This window comes from Lentzea sp. NBRC 102530 (assembly GCF_030269365.1).
GTDB lineage: Bacteria > Actinomycetota > Actinomycetes > Mycobacteriales > Pseudonocardiaceae > Lentzea.
This window is the reverse complement of sequence record NZ_BSTF01000015.1, coordinates 197,529-218,136: the sequence shown is the minus strand read 5'-3', so window position 1 is coordinate 218,136 and position 20,608 is coordinate 197,529. Positions and strand designations below refer to the sequence as shown.

The 20,608-nt window shown below is 65.3% G+C and carries 10 protein-coding genes and 1 pseudogene; 7 read left to right on the top strand and 4 right to left on the bottom strand.

The window, feature by feature from the left end:
- Positions 1-440 precede the first annotated feature (440 nt).
- Entirely contained in the window at positions 441-2,357 is a 1,917-nt protein-coding gene (locus QSK25_RS34090) for a tachylectin-related carbohydrate-binding protein (protein WP_285644446.1), read from the bottom strand.
- 292 nt (positions 2,358-2,649) lie between these two features.
- On the opposite strand from QSK25_RS34090, the gene QSK25_RS34085 reads away from it, so the two are divergent.
- The 6 genes and pseudogenes from QSK25_RS34085 (at position 2,650) to QSK25_RS34060 (ending at position 17,243) form a co-directional block, all read left to right on the top strand.
- Entirely contained in the window at positions 2,650-12,189 is a 9,540-nt protein-coding gene (locus QSK25_RS34085) for a polymorphic toxin-type HINT domain-containing protein (protein ID WP_285644445.1), read from the top strand.
- Positions 12,190-12,257: 68 nt separating this feature from the next.
- A complete protein-coding gene (locus QSK25_RS34080; RefSeq protein WP_285644444.1) occupies positions 12,258-12,761 on the top strand; it encodes a DUF4265 domain-containing protein in 504 nt (167 codons plus the stop codon).
- A 167-nt stretch (positions 12,762-12,928) separates the two neighbouring features.
- Complete coding sequence (locus QSK25_RS34075) at positions 12,929-13,246, top strand: hypothetical protein (protein WP_285644442.1); 318 nt, start codon at positions 12,929-12,931, stop codon at positions 13,244-13,246.
- Between the two features lie 700 nt (positions 13,247-13,946).
- Positions 13,947-15,127 (top strand): IS3 family transposase gene (locus QSK25_RS34070; RefSeq protein ID WP_285644472.1). Its coding sequence is split into 2 segments (ribosomal slippage): positions 13,947-14,246 and positions 14,249-15,127, totalling 1,179 coding nucleotides; the frame shifts between segments, so codons are not numbered across the junction.
- Positions 15,128-15,146: 19 nt separating this feature from the next.
- Positions 15,147-16,222 (top strand): annotated as a pseudogene (locus tag QSK25_RS34065) (IS3 family transposase); the annotation flags it as partial.
- A 493-nt stretch (positions 16,223-16,715) separates the two neighbouring features.
- Positions 16,716-17,243 (top strand): ABC transporter permease, encoded by a 528-nt coding sequence (locus tag QSK25_RS34060; RefSeq protein ID WP_285644440.1) that lies wholly within the window; start codon positions 16,716-16,718, stop codon positions 17,241-17,243.
- 21 nt (positions 17,244-17,264) lie between these two features.
- Here QSK25_RS34060 and QSK25_RS34055 read toward each other — a convergent pair whose 3' ends face one another.
- The 3 genes from QSK25_RS34055 to QSK25_RS34045 are packed head-to-tail and all read right to left on the bottom strand — an operon-like array spanning position 17,265 to position 18,563.
- On the bottom strand, positions 17,265-17,579 hold the full coding sequence (locus QSK25_RS34055) for a winged helix-turn-helix domain-containing protein (RefSeq protein ID WP_285644438.1): 315 nt from the start codon (positions 17,577-17,579) through the stop codon (positions 17,265-17,267).
- Positions 17,566-18,051 (bottom strand): hypothetical protein, encoded by a 486-nt coding sequence (locus tag QSK25_RS34050; RefSeq protein ID WP_285644437.1) that lies wholly within the window; start codon positions 18,049-18,051, stop codon positions 17,566-17,568. Before QSK25_RS34050 ends, QSK25_RS34055 begins: the two co-directional genes overlap by 14 nt.
- Complete coding sequence (locus tag QSK25_RS34045; protein WP_285644435.1) at positions 18,048-18,563, bottom strand: hypothetical protein; 516 nt, start codon at positions 18,561-18,563, stop codon at positions 18,048-18,050. The genes QSK25_RS34050 and QSK25_RS34045 overlap by 4 nt, the downstream gene beginning before the upstream one ends.
- 140 nt (positions 18,564-18,703) lie before the next feature.
- Between QSK25_RS34045 and QSK25_RS34040 the strand changes: the two genes are divergently transcribed.
- Complete coding sequence (locus tag QSK25_RS34040) at positions 18,704-20,590, top strand: protein-arginine deiminase family protein (RefSeq protein ID WP_285644434.1); 1,887 nt, start codon at positions 18,704-18,706, stop codon at positions 20,588-20,590.
- The last annotated feature ends 18 nt before the right edge of the window (positions 20,591-20,608 follow it).

The following is a 20,608-nucleotide window of genomic DNA, read 5'->3' as shown; positions in this document are numbered from 1 at the left end:
TCGTTCTTGCGGAGGGCCGGACCTCGGGGAGGGCACCACCCTGCGCAAGATCGTTCTTGCGGAGGGCCGGACCTCGGGGAGGGCACCACCCTGCGCAAGATCGTTCTTGCGGAGGGCCGGACCTCGGGGAGGGCACCACCCTGCGCAAGATCGTTCTTGCGGAGGGCCGGACCTCGGGCGGGAGTACCAAAGGATGGGAACAGTGCTGACCTGCGGTTTCGTGCTGGCAGCCTAGTGGTGGAATCATCGTTCGGCCTGTCCGCGCCCGAGTAGTGGAGTGGTGTCGGGTCGCTCGGACCCGTCCCCGCTCTGGCGTTCCCGTCAAGCCGAATGAGCATGCTCGGCGTCAGCGAGAAGGGTGTCCAGATCGGTCGTCACAAACTGATCTTGGACACCCTTCGTCCGTCTTTAGCTACCGCCTCGACTTACGCGTCAATCGTTTAGCGGTTCGTCTTTGGCGATGGTCCGCCGATGTATCGGTCGTCCGCAGAGGCAGATCGGGCGGTTGCGCCGGTGGTGCCCGGGGTGGATTCGAAGGCGTAGGTGACTTCGTCGGCGCTGCGGTACATCACGACGACTTTGCCCGTGCTGAGCGCAACCATCGATGGTTCGGTGTCGGTTGGCCAGGCGTTGCCGCTGCGTGAGTCGGTCAGTTTGATCCAGCCGGCGAACGGGCCGTCCTGAGTTGTCTGCTTGTTGGTGTAGACGTAGCCGTCGTTGGCGCGGACGGCAAGGGTGATCCGTCCGTTGCTGATCACCGCAGCGGGAGAGCCGTTCGCAGTGATCCCGTCGATCGGGGCCCATGCAGTGTCGAGGCCAGTGGTGGTGTCCCGCACCGTGTGGATCTTGCCGTCGGCCCTGCGCGCGAAGATCTGCACCTTGCCGTCGGTCTTGACCACTGCGGCGGGTTTGCCTGTGATGGCGCCTGCGCTGACTGTTCGCACGTTGGTGAGTGCTCGGTTGACGTACCTGGAGGTGACGACGAAGCCGGAGGCTGTTGTCACCAGCACTTCGAGGTCGTCGTTACCTGCTGCGGGGAGGGCGGTCACCTCGCCGGTCAGGCCGGTGAAGCCGATCGGCGCCCAGGGCCACACGGGGCCGTCCACCACTTGCTGGCTGCGTGCCAGCAGTCGGCCCGCTTCATCGATCGCGAAGAACTGTGTGCGGCTGTCGCGGTATTTCGCGGCCTTGGCCGGGCCGACTGTCCAGCCGCCGAACGACGAGGTCGTGGGCCAGGAGATTCCGTCGGCGCCGCGCGTCGCCTCGAGGGTGTCGGTGTCGGTGCCGAGCACGTAGACGTTCGGCCTGCCGTCTTTGGTCATGATCGCGCTGGGGGTGGTGCTCACCGTGGCGGGAGAGTCGATCGCGGCGGTGTCGAGGAAGTCGATTGCTGAGCCTTGCCGCTGTGTCACGGCTTTGAGAGTGCCGTACGGATCGACGTAGAAGGCCTGGATCAAGCCGGGTTGACCTTCGATGAGGTCGCTTCTGGTCAGATCCTGAACGGGGCGCGGCGCAGGGCGTTGCGGGACCGGCAGTCCGCTGAGCGTACAAGCGTTGGACATCGCGCCGAGTTGCCAGTCGAGCCCCCATCCCTGGCCGATCTGAGTCTGCGTTGCCCAGGAATCGGTTGCCTCAGATCGCCTGTACCACCACAAATTGCCGTTTGTTTCGACTCCGTACAGCACGTCGCCGCCGGGGGAGAACACCCGAGGACGTGTGTTCCATCCGCTGCCGGTCATGGGCGTGATGTAGGTGATTCGGCGCTGAGATTCGGCGTGGTAGTGCGTTCGGTAGAGCTTGCCGCCGTCGATGTTGGCGTCACGTGCGTAGATCACGCCGTCACCAGCTGCCGTGATCAGGTTGAACCTGGTCCACCCGGTGGCGAGGATCCTCTTTTCCCACGTGGAGGATTGCTCGTTGAAGCGTGACCAGGTGAGATCGCCGTTGGCGGCGATGGAGTAGATGTCGCCCTTCGCGTCCACCGTGATGCGGTTCAGATATGCCGAGTTTCGATAGAGCTCCCAGCCAGTCCCCAGGCTGATGTAGGGATTTCCTCCGGGATTATCCCAGCCGCTTCCGGTATGCCGGTAGCGACGAAGCTCGCCTCCGTCCGTGATTTGGTAGAGGCGGCCGTCTGTGCCGCTGATCGAGGTTATCTGTGACCAGTTTCCGGCGAGTACTCGTTCCGTCTTCCAGTCGAAGGTTCCGGTTTCTGGAGTGTTGTGGAAGTACTCGCGAAGTTCGCCGCTGGGAAGCGTCGCGTAAATCGACGCGGACTCGCGGCAGCTGATCTGTTCGGCGGCTGCGACAGGCTGAACTGGCAAGATGAGCGACGTCACAGTTGCGGTGATGGCCACGACCGCGCTAGTACGCGGGTTGGGTCTACCAAATCTCTTCGGCTTCTGGTACACGATTTTCCCCCCAAAGCTACGTTCCTGCCCCTTGACTTCGATCGCGCGAAGCGCGGAGAAGGTTACCTCTTTGTCAAGTACTTGCGGTGTGCCTTGTGAATGCCGCACTCTTGGTTGCCGCGTAGCCGCTGGGGAGGCGCGCTCGCGGACTGGTAGCCATTCTTGGGGGGAAGCTGTGCCCAGAAGTCGGGGGATTGGTCTGTCGCGCACGAGAGCGGGCAGGCGAGCATCGGTTCTATTGATCGTCATCTTGGTGGTGATTGGTTTCTACGGCCCGCAGGCGTCTCAGCTGATGCCGCAGATGGCCGGGCTGCGCGAGCTGGCCGAGGCGAGGGCGCAGTCTCCGAAACAACAGTGGGGTACCGCCGATGGGCAGCCCCACGAGGTCACCGACGGGTTCCCCAACCAGGACGGCCCAGCTTCGCTGCAGAGCAAGTACCCGCGCATCGAAGCGCAGAACGCCGATGCTCCGCGCAACGAGGCGGAGGTGAGGTCCACCTCGCCCGACGTCCGCGGCTTCGACTCGTCCAGCAGCAAGGAACTGCCTGCTCAACGCAGCGAGCGGGAGCGGACGTTCCGCAACACGGATGGCACGCTGACGACCGAGTTCAGCCAGAGTGCTGTCAACTACCGCAAACCAGACGGCAGTTGGGCTCCGATCGACACCACGTTCGTCGGCGGTGGCGATGGCTGGCGCAACGCCGCGGACCAGATCGACCTGCGGTTGTCTCGCAACGCCAACGCGGACTCCATGGTGCGGCTGAAGTTCGACGACCAGCACGAGGTCTCGTTCGGACTTCAGGGCACCGCACCGTCCGCAGGGGTCGCGGATGGCAGCTCGGTGACCTACCCGCGAGTTCTGCCCGGTGTCGATCTGAAGTTCGAGGCGCAGGCGGGCGGCGTCAAAGAGGTCATGGTCCTGGAGTCGGCCGACGCGGCGCACTCGTGGACTTTTCCCCTGCGGCTCAAGGGACTGACCGCGAAACTGGTGGATGAGCAGATCGTGCTCTCCGACCGCGACGGCAAGGAGCGTGGCCGCTTCCCCCGCGGCTTCATGACCGACTCCAGCGTCGATCCGCGCACCGGTGACCCTGCGATCTCCCACAACGTGAAGTACCGCCTCGACGGCCAGAACCTGATCGTCGAGGCGGACTCCGCGTGGCTGCGTGATCCCGCACGCAAGTACCCGGTGCTGGTCGATCCCACGATCGAGAACCGCGGCACGTCGGACGCCCGGTTCTACCAAGGCGACTGGAACACCTATGCCGGTTCCGACCTGAAGGTCGGCAACAGCGGGGGCCTGAACTCCGCCGGCTACCTGGGCTTCGCCGGAGTCGAGAACACCCTGCGGAACCACAAGATCCACGGCGCAGCCCTTTCGCTCACCAACTACTGGTCGTGGTCCTGCAGCCCGAGCCCGGTCAGCGTGCATCCGGTGTTGGCGGCGTGGGGCGGCGGTGGCTACCCCGGTCCGGCCGTCGGTGGAGCGCTCACCGAGTCCAGCTTCGCCCACGGCTTCATCGCCCAGGGCCAGACACGGTCCAACTGCCCGACGGCGTCGGAACAGATCAACCTCGGTGTGGCTGGCCGGGACCTGATTCAGCGATGGGTCACCGGAGAACAAGCCAACCACGGGCTGAGCATCCGAGCGTCGGAGACGGACACCTACGGCTGGAAGAAGTTCACCGGTCGCGACACCGCGAACCCGCCCCGGCTCTACATCACGCACACGCCGTACGACGCGGAGTACCGCATCGACCGCGGTGTGCCGGAACCTCCGGTGCACGCGCAGAGCCACGGCTTCGTCAAGCTCACGGTGACCAATCGCGGTGCGGAGACCTGGACCCCGCAGACGTACGCACTGGGCTACCGCGCCTACACCGACCTGGGGAACCCGGTCCGCACCGCGGAAACCGCTCTCCCGCACGACGTTCCGCGCGGCGGTTCGGCGACGGTGGACGTGAAGATCGATCCGCTCGGTGCCGGCACCTACCTGCTCGACTTCTCCATGCTGCGCAAGGGAGGAGCCTGGTTCACCGACGAGCAGATCCCGCCCGCGCGGCTGGCATTCCGCGTCTACGACATCCCACCGGTGGTCAAGGCCCAGTACCCACCGAACGGCTACTCCTCCCCGGTGCTGACGCCTCAGCTGTGGACCGACGCGGTCGACATCGACTCGCCACCGGACAAGGCCTTGAAGTACCGGTTCGAGGTCTGCGAGTCCGCTGACAACGGCACCTTCGGATGCTTCGACTCCGGTCGCATCGACACCCACATGTGGACGATCCCAGCAGGAAAGCTGTTCTGGGGCAGGGACTACGTGTGGCGGTCGTTTGCCTACGACGGCAAGCAGGAGAACCTCGCCTTGCCGTGGAGCCACCTGCTGACCGCGGTACCGCAACCGAGCATCACCACGCACCTGGCCAACGCCCCGTACAACGGCGCGAACAAGGCGTTCGACCCGCAGAACGGTAACTACTTCTCGAGTGCCATCGACGTGTCGTTGTCCGGTGCCGGGCCGGAGCTCTCGGTCGCCCGCACCTACAACAGCCTCGATCCGCGCCGCGACCTGGCGTTCGGCGCGGGATGGTCGACGCGCTGGGACATGCGGGTGGTACCGGACAACGACGGCTCGGGGAACGTCGTCGTGACGTACCCGGATGGTCAGCAGGTGCGGTTCGGCCGCAACCCCGGCGGGGGATTCGCCCCGGCCCAGGGGAGGCAGGCCGACTTGCACGCGGAGCCTGCCGAGTTCGGCGGCGGCTGGATCATGGTCGACACCCAGTCCACCGCGTACCGGTTCGCGCCGGACGGCAAACTCACCAGGGTCACCGACCAGACCGGCCAGTTCGTCGACGTCAAGTACGACCAAGTCACGGGCAGGTTGGCAGAAGTCGTCAATCCCCGCAACGAGCGGAAGCTGAGCTTCGCCTGGAATGACGCGCAGCCGACGTTCGCGCCACACGTGCGGTCCGTGACCGTCGCCGCCGACGGGAACCAGCAGCTCACGTGGAGCTACGAGTACACCGGCGACAAGCTGATGAAGGCGTGCGACCCGAAGTCAGGGTGCACGCAGTACCAGTACGACCAAGGCTCGCACTACCGCAGCGCGGTGATCGACGCCAACCCCGGCTCGTACTGGCGACTCGGCGACCCCGCCGGCGACAAGATCGAGAGCCAGATTCGCGTCAACCTGGGCAAGGACGACGGTGTCTCGACCAACACGACCTGGGTTCCGGGCGCGATCGAGGGATCCCCGGACGGAGCACGTCAGTTCAACGGCTCTTCGTCGTTCGTGAAGCTGCCGGCGGGCCTGATCAAGAAGAACCGTGACCTCGCCGTGGAGATGTGGTTCAAGACCACATCCGGAGGCCCGCTGCTCGGGATGCAGCACTACGAGTTCAAACAGGGAGCCACCCCGTCTGTACCGCAGATGCCGGTGCTGTGGGTCGGCACTGACGGCAAGCTGCGCGGCAACTTCTGGAACGGCAAGGTCGAGCCGATCACCACGCCCGGCACGGTCAACAACGACCGCTGGCACCACGTCGTGCTGTCCGGATCCATCGGCACGCAGTCGTTGTTCCTCGACGGTCAACTCGTCGGTACCGCGCTGGGCGAGATCGACCACCTCACCATGACGAACAACCAGATCGGTGCGGCGAACACCGACGGCTGGCCGGGCCTTCCCGGCGGCATGCGGTACTTCTCCGGCGCGATCGACGAGGTGGCGTTCTACGAACACGCCATCGGCAGCACCACGGCGAAGCAGAACTTCGGCATGGCCAAGCCATCCGACCAGCTCACCAAGATCACGCTGCCCAGTGGCAGGATCGCCGCGACGATGGCCTACGACGTCGTGAACGACCGGCTGCGCGAGTACACCGACAGCAACGGCGGCCTGTGGAAGATCGCCGCCCCCGCGGTGACCGGCACCGAGCAGAACCTGGTGCGCACCACCATGGTCACCGACCCGGGCAACCGTTTCCACTACGCCGACTACGACCCGTCCCGCGGCCGCATCCTGCGATCACTCACACCCCTCGGACAGGGGGTACGACCCGAGGACATCCCCATCGGCGGCCCCGTGCCGCCCGGCGGCGATCCGTGGGGAGGCGGCCCCAACCGCGGCGCCGGTGTCCGGACGTTCGACTACGACAGCCGCGGGTTCGTCAACAAGATCACCGACGAGAACGGCAACCAGGTCGAGCTGACGAATGACACGCGAGGCAACTCGATCTCGCGCAAGACCTGCCGTACGACCAAGACTGACTGCCAGACGTCGTACTTCAGTTACTACAGCAACCCCAGCGACCTGACCGACCCACGCAACGGCAAGCTGCTCACCTCCGCAGACGGCCGCTCCACCGGACCGGACGACGCGACCTATCGCACAGCTAACACCTACACCGGCGTCGGCGTGCGCGGCCTGTTCGAATCACAGCGCCTTCCGGATGGATCCACGGTCCGGCACACCTACACCACGTCGTCGTCCTTCGGACCCGCCGGTCTGGTGGAGACGACGACCGACGGCCGCGGCGCGAAGACCTCGTACACCTACTACCGCTCCGGTGACCTGGAGTCGGTCACGAACGCGGCCGGCCTGGTCATGCGGTTCACCTACGACAAACTCGGCCGCAAGATCACCCAGACCGAGGTCTCCCAGGCATACCCGCAGGGGTTGACCACGACCTTCACCTACGACGAACTGTCGCGGCAGAAGACGATCACGCGTCCGGCGACCACGAACAAGGTCACCGGGGTCAAGCACACGCAGCAGACCACCTACGACTACGACGCTGACGGCAACGTCACGGCGGCCAAAGTCAGCGACCTGACTGGCGGCGACCAGACGCGGCAGGTGATCACCGAGTACGACGGCCACGGCCGGGCTGCACGAGTCACTGACCCCGAGGGGAACGTGACCACCAGCGGCTACGACAACTTCGGCAACCTCGCCTGGACAGTGGACGCCGTCGGCACCAAGTACGAGTTCGCCTACACCAGTCGCAACAAGATTGCCGAAGTGCGTCTGCGGGCGTGGCACGGCGACCCGGTCGGACCCGGCGGTCCGGGTGGTGACGGCGAGGGTGACCAGACCGTGCTCGACACGCTGGTGCTCAAGTCCTACGCCTACGACGTCGCAGGCAGGCTGAGTCGTGAAACCGACGCGATGGGCCGCAGCAAGCGGTACGAGTACTACAGAGACGACACCGTCCGCCGCGTCATTGCATCGAAGATCAGGGACCCATTCGACCCGTCGGGCGCGACCCGGGACCTGGTCTTGCAGGAGTTCGCCTACGACAAGGCCGGCAACCTCGCGCGTGTCGTGAACGCTGGCGGTCTGGTCGTCGAGAAGACCTACGACGCCGCGAACCGCGTCAAGACCGAGAAGGCTGACCCGGCCGGTCTCGCCCGCACCACCTCGTACGACTACGACGCGGGTGGCAACGTCACCAAGGTCGCCATCACCGGCAAGCCGTCCAACAGCGTGCACCAGGACGTCCAGCGGACCTTTGCCGTCGAGTACGGCTACGACGCCGCAGGACGACGCACCAGCGAAACCTCGTTCAACGGCACCGAACGCCTGACCACGACCAGCGTCGTCGACCAGCGAGGCCTGCTGCGCTCCGCCACCGACCCGCGCGGCACCGCCGCCGGCGCGGACGCGGCCGCGTTCACCACCGACTACGCCTACGACGAGGCCGGCCGCATGGTCTCCGTGGTGTCGCCGACGGTGCAGGTGGAGAACGGTGGCGTCGCGACGTCGAGCCGCCCGACCATCCACACCGGACTCGACACGTTCGGTGGATCGACAGAACTCAAGGACGCCAACGGAAACGTCAGCAAGCAGACGTTCGACAAGCTCGGCCGCGTGGTGCGGGCGGAGACACCCGAGTACACCAAACCGGGCACTGCCACGGCGACCCGCTCCGTCACCCTGACCGAGTACACGCCGCTCGGCGACGTTCGCAAGATCACCAATCCGCGCGGAGCCGTCAGCGAGTTCAGCTACGACCAGCAGCGGCGCCTCGTTGCGCACTACCAGGCGGACGCCACAACGGCCGGTCGGACCACGGGATCGTGGCTCTACAGCTACACCCGCTCCGGTGAGCGCCTGTCGATCACCGATCCGACCGGTGCTCGTGTCGAGTCGACCTATGACGATCTCGGCCGCCCGGTCACCTCGACGCAACTGGAGCGATTCCCGACCCCGTCGGCGTTCACGACGAAGACGACCTACGACGACGCGGGCAGCCCCAAGACGGTCACGTCCCCGTCGGACGAGGTCACCACCCTCTCGTACGACCCCTTGGGGCAGCTGACCTCATCCGTGGACCCGGCCGGCGTGGTGACCAAGCTCGGCTATGACAGCATCGGCCGCCAGTCCCGCGTGTCCGACGGTCTGAACCGCACCACGTTCCAGACCTACGACACCGCCGGACGACCGTCCACTCAGTACTCGCTCGACGCGAACGAGTCGTTGCTGCGCATGTCAAGCAACTCCTACGACCGCGCCGGCAACCTCGTGCAGACCACCGACCCGTTCCAGCGGGCGACCACGTTCACCTACGACGCGATGCGGCGCATCACCAGCCAGGTCGAACCCGTGGCCGACAACAAGACGATCACCACGTCGTTCGGCTACGACGCCGCGGGCAACCGCACCCGCTTCACCGACGGCCGCGGCAACGCGACCCTCTACACCGTCAACAGCCTCGGGCTCGGCGAGTCGACCATCGAACCCTCGACCACCGCACACCCGCAGCCCGCCGACCGCACGTGGACCGTCGGCTACGACCAGGCCGGAAACCCCGACCGCGTCACCGCACCCGGCGGCATCACCCGCACCCGAACCTACGACCTGCTCAACCGCCTGACCGGCGAGACCGGCACCGGTGCTGAGGAGTCGACCGACGCTCGCACCCTGCGCTACGACCTGGCAAACCGGATGGTCGAGTCGAGCGCACCCGGCGGCACCAACGTCCTGACCTACAACGACCGCGGCGCGCTGCTCACGACCGACGGCCCGTCCGGCAAGTCGTCCTTCACCTACGACCCCAGCGGCCGCATGGCCACCCGCACCGACGAGTCCGGCACCTCCCGCTACACCTACCTGCAAGGCCGCGCCGCGACCACACAGGACTCGGTGACCGGCGCCGTGCAGACGTTCGGCTACAACGAAGCCGGACAGGTCAAGACCGTCAGCTACGGCGCCGACCGCACCCGAACGTTCAACTACGACGAGTACGGCCGGCTCAAAACCGACACGATCACCGGCGCGGGAGGCACCGTCGCCGCATCGATCGGCTACGGCTACGACCTCGCGGACCGCCTGACGTCCAAGACGACCGCAGGACTGGCCGGCTCCGGCACGAACACCTACGAGTACGACCACTCCAACCGCCTGACGGCCTGGACGTCCAACGGCGCCCGCACCGACTACGGCTGGGACGACGCAGGAAACCGCGTACGTGCCGGAGCGAAGACCGCGACCTACGACCAACGCAACCGCCTGCAAAGTGACGGCGACTACACCTACAAGTGGTCCGCACGCGGCACCCTGGCCGCTCGCGTCTCCTCCGGCCTCGAGGAGAAGTACGGTTTCGACTCCTTCGACCGCGCCGTGCGCAATGGTGAGACGCGGTTCGCCTACGACGGCCTGGACCGTCTCAGCGCCCGCAACGGCAAGAATTTCACCTACGCGGGCAGCTCACTGGATCTCGTGTCCGATGGCGACGCGAAATTCAGCCGTGGGACCGACGGCTCGCTGTTGGCACTGGGCCAAGGCGACCAGAAGCGCCTGACCGTAAGCGACGGACACGGCGATCTCGTTGGTGGGTTCGACCCGGCTGGCCCCCTGCAAACGCTGACCGACAGCGCCGCGTTCGACCCGTTCGGCCAGGCGATCGCGTCCGCCGGTTCGAAACGATCGCTCGGGTTCCAGAGTGACTACACCGATCCCGCCAGCGGCGAGGTCGACATGGGAGCCCGCTGGTACTCGCCTCGAACAGGTGGGTTCACCGCGCGCGACAGTATCGCCCTGCCGTCATCGCCGTCCGGCCTAGCGAACCGCTACGCCTACGGCCTCGGCGCACCGACGAACTACAGCGACCCGGACGGCCATTGCCCCGCGGGCTACACCTCCTACTCGTACGGCGACAACAAGTTCTGTGACCGAAACGATGTCCACGACTGGGATGGCGTTCCGGACTGGTGGTGCACCTCCCAGACAGGTGGGTGTGGTGGCGGCTACAGCGAAGGGGGCTACTCGGACGACTTCTTCGGCGGCAGCGCGACCCCTGGAAACGCTGTTTCCGGCCAAGGAAACGGCTCGGGCAAGAACAACACCGGCGGCGTCGGCGTGTACCGGCCCGGACCGTCGCCGACTGACGTAGCGCGGACCGCGTCGGCGTCCGCCGCACGTAACAACCCGTTACCCCAGGTTCCGGCAGCGACGGCCCCGATCTTCACCGGCTCGGCGGGCGATTCGATGGCTCCGCCTGTGTCGTCCTCGCCTGATGTGCCTGCTCAGCAGGTGTCGGACAACCAGGTCGTGGATCAGCAGGAGTCCATCAAGAGGGACGTCGACAAAGTCACGGGCGGCGAGCCCGTGATCAAATCGGTCGGCGAACCGAAGGACATGGGCTTCTGGGAATGGGTCCAGAACGAGGTCACCAACATCGACTGGGCCGAAGCCGGTCACGCGCTCCTCGACGTCGTCGGCATGATCCCGGTGATCGGCGAGGTCGCGGACGGCATCAACGCGCTCTGGTACCTCGCAGAAGGCGACTACGTCAACGCGGCCTTGGCGGCCGCTGCCCTCGTGCCGTTCGCCGGCGCGGCCGTCACGGCCACAAAGCTCGTCGGTAAAGGCCTGCGGAAGTACGGCGACGAAGGAGTGGACGCTGCTACCAGCGTGGCCAGCTGCGTCCGGCCCAACAGCTTCGTTGCAGGCACGCCCGTGCTGATGGCGGACGGCTCCACCAAGCCGATCGAGGACATCCAACTCGGCGACAAGGTAGTGGCGACCGACCCGACAACAGGGGAAACGGGAGCTCGCGAAGTTACCGATCTGATCGTCGGCAACGGGTGGAAGGACCTGGTGGAGATCACCGTCGACGCAGACGGTTCAACAGGCGATCGTACGGGCGTAGTGACGGCCACGAGCAATCACCCGTTCTGGGGTCCAGACCGGGGCGTTTGGCTCGATGCAGAGGACCTGAACGCCGGTGACGACCTTCGCAGTTCTGACGGCTTGCTGCTTCAGATCGTCAACGTCACTTCCAGGACCGAGTACCGCAAGGTCTACAACCTCACTGTGGATGGTCTGCATACGTTCTATGTTGCGGCGGGCGCCCTAGCGATTCTTGTTCACAATGCCAATCTTCCCAATCAGGCGGCGTGTCCCACGCCGGGACTTTCCGTCCACGACATTCCAGCTGGATCGAGCGGAGGGCCGGGTGCATACCAGAGCATTCCGGCGAGCATGCGCGCCGAGTACGGGACGGGGGTGCAGTGGCATCCGCCGCTCAACCAAGTGCTGTGCTCGTACTGTCGCACGAACCTCGCGACTCCTATCGATCACGTTCAGCCGCGGGTTAACGGGGGAGATCTCACCGACCCGAACACCACGCCGGCTTGCACATTCTGTAACAGCTCCAAGCGTGACAGAGTAGCTCCGCTGAATCCGCCGCCGAACTACAGCGGACTCTGGCCTCCGCCGTGGTGGCCTGCAAACATGCAAGCGACTGTGGCAGTGCCAAGAGTGATTCCGTAGGTTGTATGCGGTGAGCTATGATGTGGCTCACCGCATATCATCGTCACCGACTTGGCAACGGAGGAATCGTGCAGGTCACGATTGATGGAGTTACGTACGTCAGCCACGAGGACCCTGTGTGGCGAGCTGAGAACAGCCACCTCGCGATGGTTGATCTGGCTCCGTTCGACCTCCAAGGAATGCGTGAGCAGCTGTGGCTTCGAGAGACGGTCGATGACGGTGAATACGAGATCTGTTGCCTTCCTTTCTATGCCTACGGTCTAGCTCTGGGTGACGTAGTGGGGAAGTCCGGATCGGAAAATGTGGGCACGGTGATTAGAAAGTCGGGTCGGCGCGTCCTTCGGATTATGTTTGCTGAGCCTCGCTTTCAGGAAGGAGACAGTAGAGCCGTGCTACGCGAGGTGCTGGACGCTGCGGGTCTCTTGAGTGAGTGGAACGGCGATCGATTTATTGCGATCGACGTTCCGGACATTTCGGTGATGCAGCCGATCTTCGACTCCGTTCAGGCTGAAATTCAGAATGGAACTGCCTTTTGGGAGTGGGGTGATTCCAGGGGGTTTGCGCAAGCCTGACGGAAGCTCATGGTTGCCACGGTGGTCCGCATTTCCTGTTTAGATAAGGCCAAGGTGCGCGTGCGTGAAAACGCTGCTAGGTCGTGTAATTATGGAAGAAGCGCCGATCTATTTTAGCATCGGCGCTTTCGGTGCTTTAAGCCTAATGCACTCCTTTAGGTGGATTGTTGGCGAGCATGGTCGGTCCTGATGCCGCGACGGTGAATCTGCTGGTCAGCGAGAACAAGGTGGGTAAGCCGATCTTCGAGGAAGTTCCGGTGGAGTCAGTCGACGGCTCTGCCGGGGTCCGGGTGCTGGCGACTCCTGGAATGGTCCTCAATATCGCGGCCGGAGACGTGATCATGCTGAATCCCGCTGACGGTACATTTACCACTTTGACTCGTGGAGGCAATGTGGGTGCGCATGTCTTTGCTGAGCATGAAGTGGCGGGCATGTATATCGAGGAGATTGAGGCTGGGGGCTCGACGGCAGGGTGGGCGGATTGAGTGCCTTCACGGTTCCCTACGGCCCGGGAGTTGTGGCATTGGAGGGAATCTTCAATCAGATGGTGGCGGCTGATTCTGAAGTTGAGTGGTACTTCTCGAACGTTTTGCCGATGACGGTACGCCTTTGAACTGGTGGCTGTAGCTGTTTATGTGATCCAGGCTTGGGTCACGTGTGACTGCTTCGGCCCGGCGAATTTTCCGGAGTTCGTGAAAATATCCGAGGAGCCCTATGCAGGAACTCAGTGTGACGCTTGAAGGCGCGTCTAGCTGGGGCTTGACCCTGAGCGCGCTCGGTTGCATCCATCGTGCATCGGCCGTCTTGGTGGCGGCTGGCGTCGTGGACGAGGAGGCGGTGTTGTTCTCTGAGGGCTCTTTGATGCAGTTGGGAGAGTCGCGTGACGTGCCTGCCGTGCTGGCTGCAGTGACGTCGAACCAGCGGGCGTTGGCGGTTTACTCGGCTGATTATCCGACGACCGCACTTGCGCTACCGAGACTGCAACGTCCCTAGGTTCCGCGCGAACATGACCGATCTCGACGGTGCGAGCTGGAGTTTCCACGTGAAGTGACCGTGCGGTGAACGGCTGGTGTCCGCGCTAGCTAGCCGCTTACCTGCTGCTCGGCGCCTGTGTACCCTGCTGGAACTGGATCGGGTCTGCTGCACGAGTAGGTGACATCTGAGTTGGCTTGCCGTGATGGTGAGCTGGGAGGATGTCGCTGTGCCCAGCCCTATCCCCAGGAGTTCCGTGACGATGTCGTGCGGGTCGCTCGGGACCGTGAGCCCGGTGTGACGGTCGAGCAGATCGCCAAGGACTTCGGGGTGCACCCGATGACGTTGTTCAAGTGGCTGCGTCAGGCCGAGGTCGAGGACGGCGCCAAGCCCGGTGCGAGCCGGGCCGAGTCGGCTGAGCTGCGTGAGGCGCGTAAGCGGATCAAGCTGCTCGAGCAGGAGAACGAGGTCCTGCGCCGGGCGACCGCGTATCTGTCGCAGGCGAACCTGCCGGGAAAAGGCTCTACCCGCTCGTGAACGAGCTGGCCGCGGACGGGATTCCCGTCGCGGTGACGTGCCGGGTCCTGAGGATCGCTCGACAGTCGTACTACCGGTGGCGTGCCCGCCCCGTCACCGCCACCGAGCTCGAGCGCGCTCATCGGGCGAACGCGTTGTTCGACGCGCACCGCGACGACCCGGAGTTCGGCTACCGGTTCCTGGCCGACGAAGCCCGCGACGCCGGCTGGTCGATGGCGGATCGGACCGCGTGGCGGATCTGCTCGTCGATGGGCTGGTGGAGTGCGTTCGGCAAGAAACGCGGCCGCAACGGCAAGAAGACCGGCCCACCGGTCCACGACGACCTGGTCCGCCGCGACTTCACCGCCACCGCGCCGAACCGGCTGTGGCTGGCCGACATCACCGAACACCGCACCGCAGAGGGAAAGCTGTATCTGTGTGCGGTCAAGGACGTCTGCTCCAACCGGATCGTGGGCTACTCGATCGACTCCCGGATGAAGTCCCGCCTCGCGGTCACCGCGCTCACCAACGCCCTCACCCGCCGCGGTGAGGTCGCCGGCTGCGTGGTGCACACCGACCGCGGATCCCAATTTCGATCAAGGAAATTCGTCCGTGTTCTCGTGCGCCACGGGCTGACCGGCTCGATGGGCCGAGTCGGTGCTGCGGGCGACAACGCGGCCATGGAGAGCTTCTTCGCGTTGCTGCAGAACAATGTCCTCAACCGGCGTACGTGGACCACGCGCGAGGAACTGCGGATCGCGATCGTGACTTGGATCGAGCGCACTTACCACCGTCGCAGGCGCCAGGCTGCCCTCGGCCGGTTGACCCCCATCGAATACGAAGTAATCATGTCCACGCCAGCCAGTCAGGCTGCGTGACTACCACTGTCACCTACTCGTGCAGCAGACCCACCTGCGTATCCATCCGGTGACGTTGTCGAAGTGGGTCAAGCAGGACCGGATCGATCGTGGCGAGATTCCCAGCACCCCGAGCAGCGAGTCCGTCGAACTTCGTGCCGCTCGACAATGGATTCGGGAGCTCGAGACCGAGCTGTTGATCGTGCGTCAGGCAGCGACGTTCCTGGGGACGGATCGCCCTCGCCCACAAGGTTCTACCCGGTGATTGACAGGCTTGCCGACGCCGGGATCCCCATTGACCGATGCTGTCGCGTCCTCGGGGTCGCTCGCCAGAACCACTACAAGGCCAGACGAACTCCGACCACGCCGACCGAGCTACGACGTCGCTGGCTGACCGGAGTGATTCGCGAAGTGCACGTCGCCTCACGCGGCACCTACGGGTCCACGCCGAACTCACCCTGGGCATGGGCATCACCGTCTGCGAACGCACTGTCTGGCAGCTGATGAGCCAGGCCGGCATCCACGGACTTCCCGGCCCGGCACGAGTCAAACAGCTCCGCGGCGTCGCCACCGCCGGCGACTTGGTGAACCGCAAGTTCCACCGGCTGAAACCGAACGAACTGTGGGTCACCGACATCACCAGCACAGGACAAGGGAAGGATGGCTCTACTGCGCCGCGGTTCTCGATGCGTTCAGCCGTCGGATCGTGGGCTGGTCGATCGACTCCACACAGGACTCAACCCTGGTCGTCAACGCACTCGACATGGCCATCCGCAACCGGCGCCCCGAGCCCGGCGGCATCGTCCACGCCGACCACGGAACCCAGTTCACCTCCTGGGTCTTCGGCGACAAGATCCGCTCAGCCGGTCTGCTGCCATCCTTTGGAAGCGTGGCGACGGACTCGACAACGCGATGATGGAATCCTTCTGGTCATCGATGCAGATCGAGCTACTGAACCGTCAACGATGGAAGACCCGCGTGGAGCTGGCCAACGCGATCTTCGACTACATCGAGATCTTCCACGACCGCCGCCGACGGCACTCCGCCCTCGGCTACCTCAACCCAATCGAGTACGAACTACGCTCCGACCACGACACCATCACCGCTGCCAGTTAGCCACAACGACTGGAACCCTTCCGGTGGGGCAGGTCAATCGGCATCGCGACCGTGGTCGTCGTGGTCGGGAGTCTGGCCTCGAGCCAGCAGGCCGTCGTCGACGAGCTGGCGGCTGGGGCCGAACCTGCTCAAAGCACAGGCGGTGCCCAACCAGGCGAGCGGCGAGCGGGCCGGGGATGCCGGTCGAGTCCGTCTCGATGGCACGCAGGGTCGGGCCCGTCGAACAGGTGAGCGCCGTCGCGAACGTGCACGCCGCGGTCGCGCGCACCGGCCTCGGTGGTGAGACCGGTGCGCTGACGACACCGGCGGTGACCTCCGATCTGTTGGAGGTGCTGGAAGGCAAGGTCCGCTCCGGCACGTTCTTCAACGGTGCCAACGACAAGTTCCCGACCGTGGTGCTGGGCAGCAAGGCCGCGACCTGGCTCGGGATCACCGAGGTTCCGGCGGCACCTCCGCGGATCGCCTGGCGAACAAGTGGTTCACCGTCGTATACGTGCGGTCCTCCGAGCCCGCGATCGACAGCGTGCGCGCGGTTCTGCCGCGCACCCTCGATCCCGAACGGCCGGGCCAGGTCCAGGTCAGCAGGCCGTCCGACGCGCTGGCGGCCAAGCGGATCACGCAGAACGCCTTCGGCACGCTGCTGTTGGGGCTTGCGGGGGTGGCGCTGCTGGTCGGCGGCATCGGCGTCGCGAACACCATGGTGATCTCCGTGCTCGAGCGGAGGGGCGAGATCGGGCTGCGCCGCGCACTCGGTGCGGGCAGGAGGCAGATCCGCTGGCAGTTCCTGGTCGAGTCGGTCGTGTTGTGCGTGCTGGGTGGTGTTTCCGGTGGTGCTCCCGGACTGCTGGCCACTGCCGGGTACGCGCATGTGCAGAACTGGCCTTTGGTCATTCCTGCTACGGCGATCCTCGGTGCCTCGGTGACGATCGGTGTGCTGGCCGCCGTCTATCCCGCCGTCAGAGCGTCGTCCTTGACCTCCACGGAGGCGCTCGCATCGACCTGGTGCACGCCGTCGGCGTGACCCTCCGCTGCCTCTCGTCAGCTAGCTGCCGGAATGACGTGCGCCCTCGGTTCTGGCGTTCTCCGCGATGGCCTGCAGGGCGGCGATGTGGTCCGCGAGTGCGTTGCGGCCGGAATCGGTGAGGCTGATCCAGGTTCTGGGCCGGTTGTTGACGTAACCCTTGCGGACCTCGACGTGATTGTTCTTGGAGAGCGTCGTGATCTGCTTGGAGAGCGCGGAGTCGGAGAGCTTGACCGAGTCGCGGACGAAGCCGAAGTCGGCCCACTCCGCCGCGGCGAGCAGCGAGACGATCGCCAGCCTCGTCGGATCCAGCAGGAGCTGGTCAAGCTCGGCCACCACTCACCTCGTCTTGCTTGCGCAGCATCCACAGCTGGAGTCTGGGGCCGAGAAACGCGATGTAGAGCCCAGCCAGCGCACCATAGTAGATGGTGGCGTGCGGCGGATGCAGCACCAGGACGAGCACGACCCCGCCGATCGCGATGACGAGCAGCGGGACGATGCGCAGCAGCCGCCACTTGAGGTTGGTCGGGACACTGCGGTTCGACACCGCGACCGAGCGGCCGAGCAAGCTGCCGCCCATCCGTGTGCGCATGATGAACGACAGCGCCAGACAGGTGATCACGAACGGCCAGTGCAGCCAGCCCCGTGCGGCCGGGAAGAGGTCGATCGCCGTGCAGTAGAGGAAGAGAGCGAGGCCGCAGCCGATCCACAGCCGACGAGATCCCACGGCGGACTTGATCACCTGCTCCCGGCTCTGCCGGATTGTGCGCAGCGCGGCCGCCGCTTCCTCGGGCGTTGGCTCGTTCACCGGTGCTGCTCCTTCGTCTGTTCCGCGTCCTTGTTCAGGGTGCGCAGGATCAGCCATTGATCAAACCACGCTCCGGCCGTGGTCAGCACCAGCAGGGCCAACCCCATGATCAGGTGGGCGTAGCTGTGCAACGGCGCTGAGCTGTCCACCAGTCGGGTCAGGACCAACTGGAGAACCATCCGGACCGCGAACAGCGCCGCCGCCAGCAGCCGCGCGCGTTTCGACCGCCACACGGAGCGGATGAACTCACGACGACGCGAAAGAACCGTGAACCAGACGATGACGTGCGCCGTGACCAGTACGAGTGGCAGTGCCGCGACCGCCGGGTGCGTGACGATGAACTGCTGGCTGAGGTCGAAGCTGGCGACGAGTGCGCCCGCCAGCACGAAATACCACGGCGGAAGGCCCTTGACCTGCGGTTCGGCTGACTTCCGAGTGTGGCTGCCGGCTGTGTGCACCATGCCTTCATCCTCTCTGGGAAAGTACTTGCCTGAGTGGAAAGTATCGGACACTTTCCACTCAGGCAAGTGGTCGCCGGGGCCAGTCCGGCGTTTGCGGACGAGATCGGCCTGGTCAGCGAGGGGACGAGGACATCGCTGTGAGGGCACGAAATCCGAACAGGATCCGCACAAGCGGATGCCAGCGTGTGGACGTGAAAATCAAGAAGGCATCGACTCGTGTCCTGGCGATCGCCATGCTCATGTTGACGTGCCAGACCGTTGCGGCACAGGCGGATCAGCAGCAGGTGCGACTGCAAGCCGACCGGAAGCTCTTCCTCGCGAACATCGACGACGATGCCGGCGTGTGCCGTGAGCGTGCTCGCACCCTCGTCGCTGAGGCGGTTGCCCGTGAGGCAGCCGCCGACCAGCGCTACTACCAGGAGCGAAAGGAGCTGCAGAAACTCGCCGAGACCGAACCCGAACGTGCCGAGCGTGAGTTCCGAGAGCTCGAGCGGGGTCATCGGCTCGCGCAGAACCAAACCGATCGAGACCTGGCGGCGTGCAACGACGCCGCCGACGAGATCGTGAACGGCACGCGTGACGAGGCCGACCTGACCGGGCTGAGCATCGCCCCGGTGTCCACATCGGAGCCCGGCAGGCTCACCGTCCAGGGTTCGGAGAACGTGCGCCTGTTCATCAAGCGCGCTGGAGCCTGGGAGGTCGTTCGGCCCGGAGAGGAGTTGTCCCCTGCGGAGCTCGAACACGGTGCCGACCTGGCGATCGAGGGGCGTGACGTCGTGCGGGACAGGGCGGTCTGGGACGGCCGGGTCACGGTGACCCTGACCGTGGGCGGCGACTCCAGTTCGGTCCAGCTGCACCAGGCTCCCGTGCTCACCGCGGACAACACGCTGCGCCTGGAGAACGTGTTGATCTCCGATCGGCGTGCGAACGGCCAGCAGCAGGCGCGGTTCGACCAGGACGTGTCCAGTGCGGTGCAGGCGAACGGTGTCGGTTTCACCAGGGTCTCGACGGGTGACGACGACAAGTGGATGCAGGACGTGCTGGAACCCGCCTACAGCAGCGTTCCGGGCCCCGACGGCGAGCCGCACGGCATGCGGGTGCTCATCCAGTCGACGAACGACATGCACCGCAAGGCTTCCCGCGTCGCGTTCACCGAGTTCGCGGGTTCCGACGTCGCCGCCATCCACATCGGACACGTGCCGGTGCCCGGTGAGAACCCGAGCCTCGACTCCGCGGGCAACCTCGAGACCGTTCCACCAACGCCTCAGCACCCCAACGGCCGCATCATCGTCGGCGCCGAGGAGGGCAAGGGCCCTGCGGCCGAGTTGCTCCTGCTGCTCCGCTCCCAGGGCGCGCAGCAGCCGATCGAGCTCGACACCTCGTGGCTGGAGATCGGTCACGTGGACGAGTTCGTCCAGTTCCTGCCCGTGCCTGGCAGCCGGCTGGGGTGGCGAGCGATCGTCGCCGACCCCCGCAAGGGCCTGCGACTGCTCGAAAGGCTGCGCGACGAGCACCCCGACGACGTGCTGCACGCGGGTCTGCCGGAACTGACGTGGCCGGACGACCAGCACATCGACCAGCGGACGATCGGGGAGTTCCTCGGGGACGAACAGTTCCTCCGCACCAACGACAAGGCCGCCGCGAAGATCGAGGCGAACCTCGCCGTGCTGGGCGACGAGGTGGGGCTGACCGAAGAGGACGTCGTGCGAATCCCGTCGCTGTTCACCTACAAGACGATGACCTACAAGCTGCTCTTGTCCTCGATCAACGTCATGCCGGCCGGTGAGGAGAAGCAGAAGGCCGAGGCGACACTGCGCGCGATGGACGCGGCGGGGGCGGAGATCCCCAACACGGTCAACGGGCTGGTCCTCAACAACAACGCCTACGTCGCTCCACAACCCTTCGGTCCTCAGGTCGCCGGGCGGGACGTGTTCGCCGACGCGATCACGGACGCGTTCGCGAGCACCGGTTACCGGGTGACGTACGTCGACGACATCCGCTACCCGCACATCGAGGAAGGGGAGATCCACTGCGCCACCAACGCGTTCCGCGCGCTTGACCGCAAGTGGTGGAGCTAGGAGTCGCACGACTGGCGA